Raw genomic sequence first — 16,314 nt, 5'->3', positions numbered from 1 at the left:
TTTGACTGTGTTGTTGTCGATTATCTTGTTTACCGCGCTGGGTGGTGTGCTTAGCGTGCTGGCTGCTGCGGTCTTTTTATTGCTGCCGGAAGACAAGCAAAAGCATGTGCTGCCGCACGGCATCAGCTTTGCGATTGGTGCTTTATTGACCGGCGCATTTTGCGGTTTGATCCCGCATGCCTTTGAGGAAGTGCCGGTCGAGGATATGTCTAATCTCTCGGCTACGATCCTGGCCGGCATCCTGTTGTTTTTTGTCTTGGAAAAGTTACTGGTGTGGCGGCACTGCCATTCTCACGCTTGCGAAGCCCACGGCGAAGAATCGCACGATGACCATCATCATAATCATGACCATAAGCATTCAATCCAACCGGCCGGCCATCGCCCTGCCGGCATGTTTATCATCCTCGGCGACAGCATCCATAACTTCGTCGATGGTGTGCTGATCGGTGCGGCGTTTCTGACCGACGTGCAGTTGGGTATCGTCACCAGTTTGGCAGTGGCGGCGCACGAAATTCCGCAAGAAGTCGGCGACTTCGCAATATTGCTGCACAGCGGCTACAAACGCGGCGAAGCTTTGTTTTACAACGTTCTTGCCAGCTTAAGCACGGTAGTTGGCGGCGTATTGGCGTATTTCAGTCTGGGCGATTTGCATCACATCTTGCCTTACTTTTTAACTTTGGCGGCCTCCAGTTTTATTTATATCGCGGTTGCCGATTTGATCCCGTCTTTACATCAAAAGACCGACATCAAAACGTCGCTGCAACAGATCGGTTTTATTTTGGCAGGGGTGGTGTTGATTTTGGTGATGCAGAGCATAGCGCATCGGTTTGAAGGGAAAATTGACGGGGAGAGAGTGGAGCAAACCGGTATTGTTTGATTCCAGACTTTTAAGGTCATGGTCCGGGTGTCTCTTCGTCGTGCGGGCGAAACGCGGGCTGCAAGTTCCGTGATTTAGTAATCATAAGAGTCATCTCGTAATCTGCGGCTAATTTGATAGATATTTTCGGTATCGAATACATTCGTGTAAGCTGCTGTTTCGCCTTCATGCTTAATATTGCAGCGGCGCTCGCCTTTGCGCTTTTCAAGTAAGTCCGTCGATACCGGTTTTTGCCCTAAGCGTCTGTCGTTTTTGTGCGAACGAATAAAATATTCTCTGACCTCGACGATTTTATTTTTGAAGCGCTTGCCATGCAGTTTTTTGATAGCAAGCTTCCCTGCTTTTTCATCGTCAATAAAAATACGACCATGAAACGACAAAACATTTGTCTTTATGTTTTTAAGACAAAAGATGTCGGTTTTTAGGATATTGCCAAGCTTGAAGGGAAGTAACAGACAAAACTTGAGGGCGGGGGCGACAAAGTCTCCCAGCTCACTTTCTTGAGTAATCGACGGGATATTTTTAATAATCAATATCATAAAGACACTCTGGTAGTACTTAGCAGTATTCCAAGGATATTTGCAGCAGCTTCAATAGTTATCGGATCAGCACTCGCGGCCTTCGATGCGGAATTCATGAAAATCAAGTTGCCGGACTTCCGCCCTTATCAGTAAGTTGATTGACTTTGACCACCTTGGTTATCTTGTATAGCGTCAACCAGTCGTTTTACTTTAGGTGCTGGAAACATAGCCCACGTTCCCGAGAAATACAACTAACGCGACCTCTCCCCTTGTGCCGGTCACGTACGCCGCATTGCGATGTCTTGCCGGTGCTCTCCAAAAAATCCGACATGACGCTTGGGCTAAAATCTTCGGTTCCCTGGCTGTTGAAGAAGCGATGGTCTTGGGTCGCCGCATCGGAAAGCTTGACCAATCGGCCTAGCTTATCCTCGGCCGAAGCCATTCTTTAACTTACCGCTTTAGAGCGAGAACGAAACTAATGGTTCCAAGGCCGCGGTCTACTTCCAGCGGTAGGCTCTTTGGTGTTTTTCCGATTGCGGTTTCGCAACACACTACAATCCACTCAATATGTACAGCAAAGCGGCTTTGTGGCGAAAAATAAAATAATTTTTTTGCGGCTTATATTTCCCCGAGAGCAGAAACGGCTTGAATAACTAATTGATTTTCCATGGAACGTATTCTGTTGCTTATCGCACGGCCATACAGGCTGTCCGTTTCAATTTATATACAAATTAGTAGGTATTTAATAAGTCTTGCAAAGCCAGTTTTAATGGGTGTAAGGTTCGATATGACGGCATGGAAAAATAAATGTAAGACTACAAATAGCAACGGTTTGTGTAAAAAAGCAGCGCTATTGTAGTTAATTAGCAACGGATATTTACCGGGGCTAAATATTATCTTTATTTTATGCCGCGTTTAAAAATGACAGCGTAACAACTAGATGCGCGTCTATAAAAATAATGTCCTCACCATGAGATTAGTTATGTCCAAATTTCCAATCGATCTTGGCGCTTACCAGCGCATCAGCTTAGATCCAAAAAACCCAACCTTGACCGATGCACAACGTGCCAGCCTGAAAGCCAATATTCAGCTTTGCCGTGACGCCATCGTATTTTTTACTTCAACCGGCGCGGCGCGCGGCGTGGGCGGTCATACCGGCGGCCCATACGATACCGTACCGGAAGTCATGATCATGGATGCGTTATTTCGTGGTTCCGATCAATTTGTGCCGATTTTCTTTGACGAAGCCGGCCATCGTGTTGCCACTCAGTATCTGATGTCGACCCTGAACGGTGATCTACCGGCTGAACGGCTGATGGAATATCGCGCCGCGCATTCGCATTTGCCGGGTCACCCTGAATTGGGCTTCACCCCGGGCGTAAAATTCAGTTCCGGCCGTTTGGGCCACATGTGGCCGTATGTCAACGGTGTGGCTATAGCCAACCCCGATAAAACCTTGTTCTGTTTGGGTTCCGATGGTTCGCAACAGGAAGGTAACGATGCCGAAGCCGCCCGTCTGGCAGTGGCGCAAGGCCTGAACGTCAAACTGATCATCGACGACAACAACGTCACCATCGCCGGCCATCCGTCCGATTATCTGAAAGGTTGCAGCACCGCCAAAACCCTGGCTGGTCAAGGTGTTACCGTGCTGGAAGGCGACGGTGAAGACCTGGATGATTTATATAAACGCATCATCACCGCGATCAACACGCCCGGCCCGGTGGCAGTCATCAACCATCGGCCGATGTGTCCAGGCATCGTCGGCCTGGAAGGCTCAACTCACGGCCACGATGTCGTCTCGGTAAAAGTCGCGCTGGAATATCTGGAGTCGCACGGCCAACAAGCCGCCGCGGATCATCTAAGAACCGTGCAAGCGCCTAAAAACGACGCGGTATTTTTGGGTTCCAGCGACAAATGGGATGCCAACCGCAATGTCTTCGGCGATGCCTGCGTGGATGTTTTGGGTCGTTTAACTGAAGCAGAGCGGATTGCCAAAGTGCGGGTTGTGGACAGCGATTTGGAAGGCTCTTGCGGCTTGTTCAAAATTCATAAAGCCTTCCCGGAAGTGTTTATCTCCTCTGGCATCATGGAGCGCGGAAATTTTTCCGCAGCGGCCGGCTTTGGTATGGCAGCAGGTAAACAAGGCATTTTCGGCACTTTCAGCGCGTTTTTAGAGATGCTGATGTCTGAAATCACTATGGCCCGTTTGAACAACTCCAATGTATTGAGCCATTTCTCGCATTCCGGTATCGATGACATGGCCGACAACACCTGCCATTTCGGTTTGAACAATATGTTCGCCGACAACGGCCTAAGCGACGCATACGATACCAAGCTGTATTTCCCGGCTGATCCGTTGCAAATGAAAGCTTGCGTGGAAAAAGTCTTCTTCGACCCAGGTTTGCGTTTTATCTTCTCCACCCGCTCCAAAGTGCCGACTATTTTGGACGGCAATGGTAATGAGTTTTTCGGTGGCGACTACAAATTCGTGCCCGGCAAAGACGAAATCATTCGCGAAGGTACAGCGGGTTATATCGTCAGCTTCGGTGAAGCCTTGTATCGCTCGCTGGATGCGGTTGAGCGCTTGAAACAACAAGGCGTGGACGTCGGTTTGATTAACAAGCCTACGTTGAATGTCATCGACGAAGACGTGCTGGCCAAGCTCGGCAAAGCGCCGAAAGTGCTGGTGGTTGAGTCGTTTAACCGTAAAACCGGTTTGGGTAGCCGTATGGGTACTTGGTTGCTGGAGCGCGGTTACACACCGAAATACGCGCATATTGCTACGCATAAAGAAGGCTGTGGCGGGTTGTGGGAGCAATTCCCGCATCAAGGTATTGACCCGGCTGGCATCATGGCCAGTTTCTTGAAAGGTTAATCCTCCCTCTCAACTTGGGGCGCAGGGAAGCGCCCATATTTTTCGGCTGCGGTTCGTTGCAAGACGGGGGTTCCTAATCAAATCTACGGAACTTGGCGAATTCGCAGTAAAAACACTTTGCTCTTCTAGGACCGAGCCATGCCGAAAATACGTACCTCTTAACAGTCCGATGTCTGGTGTGCAGTTATTGCAGATCAAATATCGGCCCAATTTCACTCGAGTTAAAAGTTTCAGCAAATCAATTCCGACAAACAAAACCGGATTCAAATTATTTCGACTGATTAATGCAGTCCTACGTCAGGTAAAACATGCAAAAACGAATTATCGGTGACAATCGGCCCGACACAGCATCTTTAACCACGCCGCAGTTAAATCTGGAGGAACTTGCAGACGTTGAAGTCTCGTCAGAGGATGCGGAGCACCCTATCGAAGCCGCTCTACTGAATGGATTTAGAGGCGGGTGGCGAGCGGGAATGCCGGGATTGCAAGTTATTCGGCTACTGTTTATGCAGGCGCAGCCAGTGAAGTGTATTCAACTGGATTTTTTGGAATCCGCTATTGCCAGAACGCAAGAGTACGTCGTTCGCATTTCTCAGGATAACGGACAGTCGTTTAACGAAATCGTCCGCCAACATTGGAATTTTAATCCGCAAGGTTGCACTGTGGCATCGGAACAGCACCTTGTCGATTTACCTGCGGTAAGCATTATCGAATTACATATCACTCCGGATATTAACGACTCAGGCGTATTTGCTTCGCTTGAAAAAATGCGTGTATTTTGAGTTTTCGCCGGTAATTTTTAGGTTTGAAAAAGCCTTGGAAAAACCTGATACACCCTATAAAACATATTCGGCCAGCAGCTTATTTTTCTGAAGATTTAACCATGTCAGCGCCTACACACAATATCCATCAATTAACCAAAAATACCATTGCTCTAATTCTTGCCGGCGGACGCGGTTCCCGGTTAATGAATATGACGGATTGGCGGGCCAAACCCGCCGTGCCTTTTGGCGGCAAGTTTCGTATTATCGATTTTCCGTTATCCAATTGCGTGAATTCCGGCATCCGTAAAATAGGCGTAATGACGCAATATAAGGCCGATTCGCTGATCCGCCATATTCAAAAAGGCTGGGGATTCATGCGCGGCGAATTCGGGGAATATGTCGACATAATGCCGGCGCAACAACGCATCGACGAAAACTCTTGGTACAAAGGTACAGCCGATGCCGTATTGCAGAATATCGATATTCTGCGGGCCCGCCAACCTGATCATATTTTAATTCTGGCCGGCGATCATATTTATAAAATGGATTATGCGGCCATGTTAATCGACCACGTCGAAAAAAATGCCGATTTAACCATAGGCTGTCTGGAAGTATCGTTAAAAGACGCATCTGCTTTTGGCGTGATGGACGTGGACGAAAATCGCCGGGTCAGAGCATTTGTCGAAAAACCGGCCAATCCACCTGTGATGCCCGGTAGAACCGATACCGCATTGGCCTCAATGGGTATTTATATCTTTAATGCCGATTTTTTATGGCAGCAATTAATTAAAGACTCCCAGACTGAAAATTCCACCAACGATTTTGGTAAAGATATTATTCCCGCCGTCATCGACGATCATATTGTTAATGCCTATCCGTTTTTGGATCTACAAAGCGGTCAACAAAGTTATTGGCGCGATGTCGGGACAATAGACGCCTATTGGGCGTCCAATTTGGAATTAATTGGCGTCGAACCGGATTTGAATTTATACGATACGTCCTGGCCGATATGGACCTATCAGGAACAAACGCCGCCGGCCAAATTTGTCTTCGACGACAACGGCCGGCGGGGTCTAGCTGTGGATTCGATGATTGCCGGCGGTTCCATTATTTCCGGCGCAACTATCAAGCATTCCATGGTGTTCTCGAATGTTACCGTGAACGAATCATCGCTTATCAAAGACAGCATCCTGTTACCACAAGTACGGATAGGTCAAAATTGCCGTATTACCAAAGCCATCGTTGAAAAAGGTTGTGAAGTGCCAGCAGGCACGGTGATTGGCGAGAATCTTGACGACGACAAAAACAGATTTTATGTCAGCGAAGGCGGGGTGGTGCTGGTAACTGCCGAAATGTTGGGGCAAAAACTACATTACGTCAGGTAATAAGGTATCCGAAGCGCCCGTTTATAGGATTGATTTATAACGGGCGCCTAAGGCCTTAGCCGCCAAATAGCTGGTGATCGATCAAATCGCATAGACAATGCGAGATCAACAAATGTACTTCCTGAATGCGGGCCGTGGAGTAAGACGGTACGCGGATTTCGATGTCGGCTTCGTTCAACGCGCCAGCCAGTACACCGCCGTCCTTGCCGCTTAGCGCGATAACGGTCATGTCGCGGTCGTGCGCCACTTTTACGGCCTTGATGATATTGCCGGAGTTGCCGCTGCTGGTGTAGACCAACAAGATGTCGCCAGCCTGCCCCAAAGCACGCAATTGCTTCGCGAAGATTTCGTCATAATGATAGTCGTTGGCGATAGACGTTATGGTTGAGGTGTCGGTACTCAGGGCAATCGCCGGTAGGGCGGGACGCTCCCGTTCAAAACGGTTCAACATTTCCGAAGAAAAATGCTGCGCATCGCCCGCTGAGCCGCCATTACCACAGGTCAGCACTTTTTTGTCGTTTACCAACGCTTCGACGATTTTTTGCGAGGCGAATTCTATCAGCTCGCACAGGCTGGCCATCGCATCCTGCTTGGTTTGAATGCTGTCGGAAAAGTGGGCGATGATGCGGTCTTGTAAACTCATAGTGCTCAGGTTTGAAAAGCGTTTTTAATCCAGTCCAGCCGGTTGTCGCCGGCTACAGCAACTACGTCGAAGCGAATCGAGACGTTGCTCAGATTGTTGATTATGACATAGTGTTGGGTGGCGGCGATGATGCGCGCCTGTTTTTGCCGGGTGATACTGGCTAGCGCGCCGCCGAATTGCTCCGATTTACGAAAGCGCACTTCCACGATCACCAGCGCCGCGCCGTCTTTCATCACCAGATCCAACTCGCCCATTTTGCAGCGGAAGTTACTACACACCCATTGCAAGCCGTGCTTTTGTAAATAGGCCAAGGCTTGTTGTTCGGCGCTATCGCCCTTTTGCAGATGAACCGGCTTGGTTTTGCCGAATAACATGCTATTCGATAAAGCCTGAGGCGACCGGCACGCCGCTTCTAAACTGGGCGCATACCAGTTTGCGGGTAATGCGATTTTCGTTGTTTAAGGACAAGCGACCGGTCGCGCCGGCGTAAGGTCCGCCGGCCAACTGCGGTAGTTGGCCGATGACGTTATAGGCATCTATGCCCAAAGCGACTAGTTTGACTTGGCTATCGCTCAGGCCTTGCCAGGTATTTTGCACGGCTTGTTGGCTCAAAGGGCCGCTATAGGCGTCGGCAAACACCCACGGTAGATCGCAGAAATTAATGTTGCCTAACTCACTATCGCGCACCGGGTTTTGCCGGCCGCTATAGATATTGGGCATCGCATAAACCGACAACTCGCTGCTTTGCGAGTACTTTAATTGCGGCGCCAGCTCTCTAGCCAATTCCGGGCTGGCACTCACGAACAAGGCCAATGATTGTTTCTGACCATTCACGCTGACGCTGGGGCTGAGTAAGGTTTTTACGATGGCCGCGAAATCGTGCTGTTTCGGATCGTAGCTTTCCACGCCAACCACCGCGCCGCCGGCTGCTTGCCAGGCCGACATCAGATAATGGCGCACTCGTTGGCCTTGATTGGTATCCGGCGTCAGCAATACAGCGTTCTGTTGGCCGTCACGCTTGGCCTTTAGCACCAATTGTTCCGCGTCGTCGATCGGGCTGAGGCCGAACTGATACAGATTGGTTTTGCTCAGATTTTCCACATGATTCAGCGCCAGCACCGGTATGGTTAATTCGGTGGATTGCACCAGGCTTTGGATTTGTTCTTTCACCAACGGCCCTATCACCTGTTTGGCGCCGTCGCTGACGGCTTGCCGATACACGTTGGCGATATCGTCTTTTTCGCTGTCGTAATACTTTAAAGGCATTTGCGGCGCGGCGCTGGCGGCCAGGCGATGGGCTACCGTCAATCCTTCCCTGATAGCTTTAGCCGCACTGGCATAAGAGCCCGAGCTGGGCAGCAGTACGGCAATGGTTGCTCCCGGCGTTGGCGGTTGCGCGGGCTGTTCCGGTTCTTGAGTTGCTTGTTGAACGGCTGGCGGCGGGTTCAGATAGGCTTGCAGATAATCGGCGTTGGCCGGATGACCGGGAAACATTTGCCGCCATTGCTGGATTTGTCCGGCTGTGTCGAAACCGGCCACGTTGCGTTGCTTAAGAATTTTAGCCAACGCCATCCAGCCGCTCAATTCGTCGACGATGGGCGACGGGCCGCTGAGGGTTTCCAGCGGCAACACGCTGAGCGCATCCAGGATGGCGACAATGTTTTGTTTTTGCTGCTCGGGTTTTTGCAGCAGTCGGCCCAGTTTAAGACGAGCTCTGACGCTGGGCAATACATCACCCAGCAAGGCATGGACGAAGGCCATGGATTGGTAATAAGCAATTTGATCGGCGTCGGTCAGTATGGCAGGCCGCACCCCCTCGAGCTTTTTCAAGGCTTGTTCCGCATCGCCCATACTCAAGGCCACTTGGGCTTGGAGCAATTTATATTTGCTGAACAGTTCCGGTGATAACTGTTCGGCGTTGATCTTATCCAGGGCTTTTTGCGCGGCCTGGCTGTCGCCGGCTTGCAAGCGAGTGTCGGCATCCAGCAGATGCAGACTGTTTTGATTGTCGGTCATCCGGTAACTGCGCGGCGGTTCTGCCGGTTTGGCTTTTCGGGTGCTGGCCTGTGGGCGCACTTCCAATTGAGTCTTGTTTTTGACCGGTTGTTCGCTGCAAGCCGCCAGAAACAACAGGCCGAAAAACCAGCAGCTTAAAACACGACGCGGCATAATGACGGCAAATTTGCGATCAGACATAGCATAGGGCCTGAAGAATAAATGTACGGAAAATTATACGTGGTTGCCACGCCAATAGGTAATCTGGCCGATTTCAGCTTTCGGGCGGTGGACGTCTTAAAGCAGGTGGATTTGATTGCCGCCGAAGATACCCGCCACGTCAAGATGTTGTTGCAACATTACGGCATCAATAAGCCGCTGCAATCGCTGCATCAACATAATGAAGACCATGCTTCGCAAGGCTTGGTAGACAAAATACGCGATGGTCAGTCGGTGGCCTTGGTGTCCGATGCCGGTACGCCGATGATCAGCGATCCCGGTTTTCCGCTGGTCAAATTGGCCAGGCAACAGGGTGTGGAGGTGTGTCCGATTCCCGGTGCCTGCGCGCTGATCGCAGCCTTGTCGGTGGCGGGCTTGCCGACCAGTCGTTTCAGTTTCGAAGGTTTTTTGCCACGCACCGGCTCGGCGCGGCGCAGTTTTTTCGAACACAAGTTGGCTGACAACTCGACTTGGGCCTTTTACGAATCCAGCCATCGTATCCAGGCCGCTCTGGAAGACATGCTCACGGTATTTCCGGCCGAGCATCAAATCGTCGTGGCCCGGGAAATCACCAAATTGCATGAAACCATCGTTGGCGACGAACTGGCCAAGGTGTTGGAGAAAGTGCAGATCGACGAAAACATGCGCAAGGGTGAGTTCGTGGTGTTGGTGGCCGGTCGCGAGCACGTTGATCAGGATGATGAATTAAACGACGAGCAGCGGCGGATTTTGGGCATACTGCTAACAGAATGCTCCACCAAAACCGCCGCCGCGCTGGCGGCAGAGATTACCGGCCAGCGTAAAAAAACCTTGTATCAGGCGGCGTTGGCGATGCAGGACAAGCAAGGCGGCTAAATGCCGACAATCTTATGTCGCTTAAACCCGGACATCGATCCCATTACTGGAGACACTGGCCGACTCCAGCAATTTCAAGGCGTTTTGTCCTTGTTGTTCCTGCATTTCCTTGGCTTTAACCAGCATGGCCACTTCGACTTGCTGAGCGGTTTTTTGGGTGGACATTTGCGTCGCAAGTGCGGCTATGGAAGAGACGGAATCGAGCATGACGTGGCCTCGTCGGGTTGGTTCAGGAAAGCGGTCGCCGTAAGGCAACGCGTGGGCATGCTAGGTTATCGAACAGCAAGCCGATAACTTTAGAGGAGTTACAAAAATAGCCGCATACCGGCACTTTCAATAAACTTACCCGCGTTCTGCCGGGGCGTGGGGCGTAAACTATAATGTCCTACGGAGTCGGCTAGACCGGCACCATTCAGAATCGGGCGGCGTCCAAAACGGTTCCAAACGAATTCGCCTTCCGGCGCGGCGCACGAGATTGCGTCAGCCCCGGAAAAAATTGGTATATTTTGCTGAAAACTGCGTTTGGCAGGGTATCCTGAAAGCGTTACGGCAAACCGATTAAAGAGTTTTATGACACATAAAGGCAATATTCTCGCCGTTGACGACACCCCGGCGTCCTTAAAATTATTAACGGATATTCTGAAGGACGAAGGCTACGAGGTTCGTTCCGCTATTAGCGGCGAATTGGCCTTGAATTCCGCGCTAAAAAACCCGCCGGAACTGGTATTGCTGGATATCCGCATGCCGGAGATGGATGGCTTCGAAGTCTGCCGGCAACTGAAGGCTAACCCGAATACTTGCGATGTACCGGTCATCTTCGTTAGCGCGATAATGGATACCGACGAAAAAGTGCGCGGCTTTGACTTGGGCGGAGTGGATTTTGTCACCAAGCCTTATCAGCGCGACGAATTGTTGGTTAGGGTGCGTACTCATTTGGAGTTTGATCGCCTGCGCAACCATCTGGAAGAACAGGTGGAAGAGCGAACCAGTAAACTCATGGAAAGCGAGAGAAAGTTGCGCGCCGGCATGCTGGATTTCGTCACGGCGATTGCGGCTACTATTGAAGCGCGCGATCCTTACACCGCCGGTCATCAGCGCCGCGTCGCTCACCTCGCCACGGCTATCGCCCGCGGTTTGCAATTGCCGGAAGAGCGGATAGAGGGGCTTACGCTGGCGAGCGTGGTACACGATATCGGCAAAATTCGGATCCCCGCCGAAATACTTTGCAAGCCCGGACGGCTGGACGATTTGGAATTCAGCTTGATTAAGCGGCACGCCGAAACTGGCTACGATATCCTCAAATCCATCCATTTCCCCTGGCCAATTGCCCAAATCGTCTTGCAGCACCACGAACGCCCCAACGGCAGCGGTTATCCGCATGGCTTAAAGGCGGGTGAGATTTTGCTGGAAGCCGAAATTCTGGCGGTTGCCGATGTGGTGGAAGCGATGACGTCTCATCGCCCCTACCGAGCCGGTTTGGGCCTGGATGCCGCACTACAGGAAATTTCCGATAATCGCGGTGTGCTGTATAACTCGGAGATAGTCGAGATTTGTTTGAAGCTTTTTCGAGAACGGGGTTACAGTCTGCCTGTTTGAGCGGCTCCTTACGCGGTTAGCAGCGCGCTTTGGCAAATTTAAGGAATGCGATCAGACCGTTTGCCCGAAACTACCTGAGGGCAGCCCGTAAACCACATCAGTCTTGTGAGTTCAGCTATGCCAGGTCAGCTTGATTTTCCAAACAATGTCTCCAGGCGGCTGATTGCCGGGGCGGTTCTGCTTAATTTGTTGGTTATCGTCACCGTGGGATTTGCGCTGTATCGCAGCTTCGACAAATATCAACAGCGCGCCGAAATTACGACGCAGAACCTGGCCAAGGTTATCTCGCAAAACTTAGATAGCGTTATCGAAAAAGTCGACTTAGGCGTGTTGGTGGCAGTGGAGGAAATCCAGCGGCAACAAGCTATGGGGAGCGTTGATGCCGAAGCGCTGTCTGTTTTTATGCGGCGCTTACAATCGCGTCTGCCATGGGTTATCGGGCTTAGGGCTACAGACCAGCAAGGTTGGTTATCCTATGGCGTGGATGTACCTAAAGACACACGGCTTAGCATGGCTGATCGGCTCTATTTCACTAGTTTGCGCGATAATCCGGCACTTGGGTTATTTATTAACAAACCGGTGATGTCTCATGTCAATAAGGTTTGGGTGATTAATTTTGCGCGGCGTCTTAACCATGACGACGGCAGTTTTGCCGGCGTGGTTTTCGCAAACGTTTCATTGGATAACCTGGGTAAAGTGCTTGCCAACATCGATGTCGGCAGTCGCGGGGCGATTAACCTAAGAGATGCGGACATGGGCCTAATTGTTCGTTACCCCACCCCTGCCGAGCCCGGCAACGCGATTGGCGATAAAACCATTTCGCCGGAATTTCGCCGGATGCTCGCATCCGGATATACCTCGGGAGTGTTCTACACGCCTACCAGCTTTGACAATACCGCCAGGGTGGTATCTTTTCGCAAACTGGATTCCTATCCGCTATGGGTGAGCGTCGGTCTGGCTCGGGACGATTTTCTGGCGGAGTGGTGGAATGAAGTTATGGAAATGGCCGGTCTGGTCATCCTGTTTACTTTGATTTCGGTTAGCAGCGCCCGGTTCGTAGTCCGCGCTTGGCTGCGGCAATTGCAGGCCGGGGCCAAGTTGGCGGTGGAGGAGGAAAAATTCCATACCGTCGCTGACTACACCTACGACTGGGAATATTGGGAAGGCGACGAACAGCAGATTTTGTATATGACGCCTTCCAGCCAGCGGGTTACCGGTTATGCGGCCGAGGAATTCATCGCCGATGTCGGGTTATTGCCCCGCATCATACATGCCGACGACCGGCACTTGCTGGCCGATCATCGTCATGACGTCGAGCATTTGCGCTTGGCTGAAGTAGATTTTCGCATCGTCCGCCGCGACGGCGAAATTCGTTGGATCTCGCATTGTTGCCAGGCCGTGTTCGGGGCGGACAATAGCTACCGGGGCAGGCGTATCACTAATCGCGACATTACGGAACGGCACCTATTTGCCACTGAAATCAATCGGCTGGCGCAAGCGGCGGATCAAAATCCGACCGGCATCCAGATTACCGATCTTCAGGGCATATTGACCTACACCAATCACGCCTATACGCGGATCACCGGCTATACGTTCGGCGAGGCTTATAAAATGACGCCTCGCGCACTAGTGTCCACTGAAATAACTGCCGACGAATACCAAGCCTGTCAGGCAAAATTGGCAGCAGGCAAACTGTGGAAATCCTCGCTGACAAATCGCCACAAGAACGGCGAATTGCGCTGGGAGCAGATCACTGCGTCGCCGATTTACGACGAAGCCTATCAGGTTTGTAATTATCTTTATTTACGCACGGACATCACCGAAGCCAAGCGAACGGAAGCTGCCTTATACAAGCTCAATCGCGAGTTGCGCGCCATCAGTAATTGTAATCAGGCCTTGCTGCGTAACGACGACGAGCAAAGCCTGCTCAAAGAAATCTGTCGTATTGTCTGTGACGAAGCCGAATATCGTATGGCGTGGGTAGGCTATTTGGAGCACGGCCATCCCAAAACGATACGCCCGGTAGCCTGGGCCGGTTTTGAAGACGGCTATCTGGCGGCTACCGATCACAGTTGTGGGGATGCGGCGGGCGAACACAGTCCCGCTGCCGCCGCCATTTACAGCGGCAAAAAAGTGTATGTTCAGGATGTCTGCACCGATGCGCTGATGGCTTCGGCACGAGACGCTGCGTTGCAACGCGGCTATCGCTCGGTTATCGCCTTGCCTTTGGCGGATCAAAACGCGGATATTTTTGGCGCGCTAACGATTTATTCGGCAGAACCAAACGCGATCACGGCAGCGGAGATCCGTTTGCTAGAGGAACTGGCCGGCGATCTGGCCTTCGGCATTTCTGTGCTGCGCGATAAGGCTGAGCGCTTGCAAATGGAAGAGTATTTACGCGATTCCGAGGAGCGGTTGCGTTTGACATTGGAAGCTACCAAGGTTGGTGTTTGGGACTGGGATGTAAGAAACGACCAATGGTATGCCTCGCCGACCTATTACACGATGCTCGGCTATCCTGCCCGTGACGGCATGGTTGATCGGCGCGAATGGTTCGAGAGCGTCCATCCGGAGGATCAGGCGGAGGTCAGCGCCAAAATGAGCGGCGTGTTGTCCCTGGATTTCACGGAATATCAATACCAAGCGCGCATGCGCCATGCAGACGGCAGTTATCGTTGGCAGTATGTGCGCGGTTTTGGTATTCGGCGCGATGCGGACGGTAAGGTCATTCGGATGTTGGGTATTCGCATGGATATCCACGATAGCAAGCAAAACGAGGAAGAATTGCGGCGTTATAAAGAACATCTGGAAGACGAAATCCAGCAGCGTACTTCCGACCTCATAGTGGCGCGCGATGCAGCGGAAGCGGCAAATAGGGCCAAGAGCGTATTCCTGGCCAATATGAGCCACGAATTGCGTACTCCGCTGAACGCAATTCTCGGATTCTCGAAATTGATGCGGAAAAATCCGCAATTGTCGGACGAGCAAAGGCAAAACCTGGATATCATCAATCGTAGCGGCGAGCATTTGTTGGCGTTGATTAACGACGTATTGGAAATGGCTAAAATCGAAGTAGGCCGTCTGCATCTGGAAAATGCCCCCTTCGATTTGGGTAATATGGTGCGCGATATTAGCGATATGATGAGTGTCCGCGCCGCCGAAAAGGGCTTGAGGTTGTTGATCGATCAGGCCTCGCAATTTCCGCGTTTCATCGTCGGTGACGAGGCCCGCTTGCGTCAAGTGCTGATCAATCTGGTGGGTAATGCCATTAAATTTACTCAGCAAGGCGGTGTTACCTTACGCCTTGGCACCCGTAAAAATCGAATTTCGCATCTACAGATCGAGGTTGAAGATTCCGGCGTGGGAATCCCGGCGGCTGATCAACAGCGCATTTTCGAACCGTTCGTGCAGTTGGGTGAGCAAAGGGATAATCAAGGCACCGGCTTGGGATTGACCATTACCCGCCAGTTTGTGGAGCTGATGGGCGGTGCGCTTACGCTGGAAAGCCAACCGAATCAAGGCGCTTTATTTAGAATAGATTTACCGCTCGCGGAAGTTAATCAGGCGGATATCGCCGGTCCCAGTTTCGATAAAGCCGAAGCCGGTACCGTCATCGGCTTAGTTGAGGGGCAAAGCAATTACCGTATATTAATCGTTGAAGATCAGCCCGAAAATCAGTTATTGCTGGCCAAGTTGATGGAATCGGTCGGGTTTTCCTGCAAGGTGGCCGGCAATGGCGCACAAGGCATAGAGCTATTTCAAACATGGCAACCGCACTTTATCTGGATGGATAGGCAAATGCCGGTAATGGACGGCTTGGAGGCCACGAAAAAAATCCGTAAGTTGCCAGGCGGGCGAGAGGTCGTCATTGTTGCCGTCACAGCCTCCGCATTCCTGGAGCAGCGTAGCGAACTACTGGAAGCCGGTATGAACGATTTTGTGCGCAAGCCTTATCGCTTCAACGAAATCTACGACTGTCTAGCCAAGCACTTGGGTGTGCGTTATGTTTACGAGGGTGTTCCGGAACAAAACCGGCAGTTCGCGCCATTAACGCCGGACATGTTGGCAGGCTTGCCGGCATCCGCACGGGAGGAACTGAAAAATGCACTGGAAAGCCTCGAGCCGGAACGTATAGAACAAGCGATAGTTCTGGCGACTGCTCAGGATCCTGAATTGCGCAAAATCCTGGCCTATTTAGCTGATAACTTTGACTATCCGGCCATTCTGAAGGCTTTGACCAGCTGATTTTTCGTTCGCCGTTTTGAGTGGCGGTGCGTTGTTCCGGCAGTTGCGCTTTAACTGCGGCTAAACCGATACTAAGCGGTTGGCAAGCAGTCGCCTGTATCGATGGCTATGCTAAACGCATTGAGCTGTAGGCTATCGAATGGCCAATTTAGTTGGCTTTGGCTTTGGGCGTGCCACAGCACCGGAATCAATACGCTGTAGTCCGCCTGCCATTGCTCACTGGCCATAATGTCCCGGCTCGTGAAATCCAGTCCGGCGGCTACCAATAACGCCTCAGCCTCTTCGCACAAATGGCAGCCTTCGGTGCCGAACAGGATAAACTCCGTCATTACTTTAACG

General features: G+C 51.4%; 13 protein-coding genes. 7 read left to right on the top strand and 6 right to left on the bottom strand.

The window, feature by feature from the left end; all coding sequences use genetic code 11:
* Window position 1 precedes the first annotated feature (1 nt).
* The gene (locus A1332_RS12570; protein ID WP_064008832.1) at window positions 2–877 is read left to right on the top strand and encodes a ZIP family metal transporter; all 876 of its coding nucleotides are present in this window, start codon (window positions 2–4) and stop codon (window positions 875–877) included.
* Window positions 878–951: 74 nt separating this feature from the next.
* On the opposite strand, the gene A1332_RS12565 is transcribed toward A1332_RS12570, so the two are convergent.
* A complete protein-coding gene (locus tag A1332_RS12565; RefSeq protein ID WP_064008831.1) occupies window positions 952–1,416 on the bottom strand; it encodes a hypothetical protein in 465 nt (154 codons plus the stop codon).
* Between the two features lie 964 nt (window positions 1,417–2,380).
* Here A1332_RS12565 and A1332_RS12560 point away from each other — a divergent pair.
* The 3 genes from A1332_RS12560 (at window position 2,381) to glgC (ending at window position 6,422) form a co-directional block, all read left to right on the top strand.
* Window positions 2,381–4,273: a transketolase C-terminal domain-containing protein gene (locus tag A1332_RS12560; protein ID WP_157204008.1), complete on the top strand. Its 1,893-nt coding sequence runs from the start codon at window positions 2,381–2,383 to the stop codon at window positions 4,271–4,273.
* 308 nt (window positions 4,274–4,581) lie between these two features.
* Window positions 4,582–5,055, top strand: a complete 474-nt coding sequence (locus A1332_RS12555) for a hypothetical protein (RefSeq protein WP_064008830.1) — start codon at window positions 4,582–4,584, stop codon at window positions 5,053–5,055.
* A gap of 101 nt (window positions 5,056–5,156) precedes the next feature.
* Window positions 5,157–6,422 carry a glucose-1-phosphate adenylyltransferase gene (gene glgC, locus A1332_RS12550; protein WP_064008829.1) on the top strand — a complete coding sequence of 422 codons (1,266 nt, stop codon included), beginning with the start codon at window positions 5,157–5,159 and terminating at the stop codon, window positions 6,420–6,422.
* A 55-nt stretch (window positions 6,423–6,477) separates the two neighbouring features.
* Here the strand turns inward: glgC and A1332_RS12545 are convergent, their stop codons facing one another.
* Genes A1332_RS12545 through A1332_RS12535 form a run of 3 tightly spaced genes read right to left on the bottom strand, consistent with a single transcriptional unit; the run spans window position 6,478 to window position 9,261 of the window.
* On the bottom strand, window positions 6,478–7,065 hold the full coding sequence (locus tag A1332_RS12545) for a phosphoheptose isomerase (RefSeq protein ID WP_020483819.1): 588 nt from the start codon (window positions 7,063–7,065) through the stop codon (window positions 6,478–6,480).
* 5 nt (window positions 7,066–7,070) lie between these two features.
* Window positions 7,071–7,439 (bottom strand): YraN family protein, encoded by a 369-nt coding sequence (locus tag A1332_RS12540; protein WP_064008828.1) that lies wholly within the window; start codon window positions 7,437–7,439, stop codon window positions 7,071–7,073.
* Window position 7,440: 1 nt separating this feature from the next.
* On the bottom strand, window positions 7,441–9,261 hold the full coding sequence (locus A1332_RS12535; protein ID WP_064008827.1) for a penicillin-binding protein activator: 1,821 nt from the start codon (window positions 9,259–9,261) through the stop codon (window positions 7,441–7,443).
* Between the two features lie 21 nt (window positions 9,262–9,282).
* Between A1332_RS12535 and rsmI the strand changes: the two genes are divergently transcribed.
* On the top strand, window positions 9,283–10,134 hold the full coding sequence (rsmI, locus tag A1332_RS12530; protein WP_064008826.1) for a 16S rRNA (cytidine(1402)-2'-O)-methyltransferase: 852 nt from the start codon (window positions 9,283–9,285) through the stop codon (window positions 10,132–10,134).
* Between the two features lie 21 nt (window positions 10,135–10,155).
* Here the strand turns inward: rsmI and A1332_RS12525 are convergent, their stop codons facing one another.
* Complete coding sequence (locus A1332_RS12525) at window positions 10,156–10,341, bottom strand: YjfB family protein (RefSeq protein ID WP_064008825.1); 186 nt, start codon at window positions 10,339–10,341, stop codon at window positions 10,156–10,158.
* Window positions 10,342–10,704: 363 nt separating this feature from the next.
* Here A1332_RS12525 and A1332_RS12520 point away from each other — a divergent pair, with 363 nt between their 5' ends.
* Window positions 10,705–11,730, top strand: a complete 1,026-nt coding sequence (locus tag A1332_RS12520) for an HD domain-containing phosphohydrolase (RefSeq protein WP_064008824.1) — start codon at window positions 10,705–10,707, stop codon at window positions 11,728–11,730.
* A 117-nt stretch (window positions 11,731–11,847) separates the two neighbouring features.
* Entirely contained in the window at window positions 11,848–15,975 is a 4,128-nt protein-coding gene (locus A1332_RS12515; protein WP_064008823.1) for a PAS domain-containing protein, read from the top strand.
* Between the two features lie 71 nt (window positions 15,976–16,046).
* Here the strand turns inward: A1332_RS12515 and A1332_RS12510 are convergent, their stop codons facing one another.
* Entirely contained in the window at window positions 16,047–16,304 is a 258-nt protein-coding gene (locus A1332_RS12510) for a glutaredoxin family protein (RefSeq protein ID WP_064008822.1), read from the bottom strand.
* Window positions 16,305–16,314: the final 10 nt, after the last annotated feature.

Origin of the sequence: Methylomonas methanica (assembly GCF_001644035.1) — a bacterium.
Lineage (GTDB): Bacteria > Pseudomonadota > Gammaproteobacteria > Methylococcales > Methylomonadaceae > Methylomonas > Methylomonas methanica_A.
Note: the sequence above shows the minus strand (reverse complement) of the source record. Positions and strands in the feature narration are given on the sequence as shown.

Bases quoted from the DNA above. Each gene is read 5' to 3' on its own strand.
- A1332_RS12515 (WP_064008823.1), top strand. From the start codon at position 11,848: ATGCCAGGTCAGCTTGATTTTCCAAACAATGTCTCCAGGCGGCTGATT.
- A1332_RS12520 (WP_064008824.1), top strand. From the start codon at position 10,705: ATGACACATAAAGGCAATATTCTCGCCGTTGACGACACCCCGGCGTCC.
- A1332_RS12555 (WP_064008830.1), top strand. From the start codon at position 4,582: ATGCAAAAACGAATTATCGGTGACAATCGGCCCGACACAGCATCTTTA.
- A1332_RS12545 (WP_020483819.1), bottom strand. From the start codon at position 7,065: ATGAGTTTACAAGACCGCATCATCGCCCACTTTTCCGACAGCATTCAA.
- glgC (WP_064008829.1), top strand. From the start codon at position 5,157: ATGTCAGCGCCTACACACAATATCCATCAATTAACCAAAAATACCATT.
- A1332_RS12540 (WP_064008828.1), bottom strand. From the start codon at position 7,439: ATGTTATTCGGCAAAACCAAGCCGGTTCATCTGCAAAAGGGCGATAGC.
- A1332_RS12525 (WP_064008825.1), bottom strand. From the start codon at position 10,341: ATGCTCGATTCCGTCTCTTCCATAGCCGCACTTGCGACGCAAATGTCC.
- A1332_RS12565 (WP_064008831.1), bottom strand. From the start codon at position 1,416: ATGATATTGATTATTAAAAATATCCCGTCGATTACTCAAGAAAGTGAG.
- A1332_RS12535 (WP_064008827.1), bottom strand. From the start codon at position 9,261: ATGTCTGATCGCAAATTTGCCGTCATTATGCCGCGTCGTGTTTTAAGC.
- A1332_RS12560 (WP_157204008.1), top strand. From the start codon at position 2,381: ATGTCCAAATTTCCAATCGATCTTGGCGCTTACCAGCGCATCAGCTTA.
- A1332_RS12510 (WP_064008822.1), bottom strand. From the start codon at position 16,304: ATGACGGAGTTTATCCTGTTCGGCACCGAAGGCTGCCATTTGTGCGAA.
- rsmI (WP_064008826.1), top strand. From the start codon at position 9,283: ATGTACGGAAAATTATACGTGGTTGCCACGCCAATAGGTAATCTGGCC.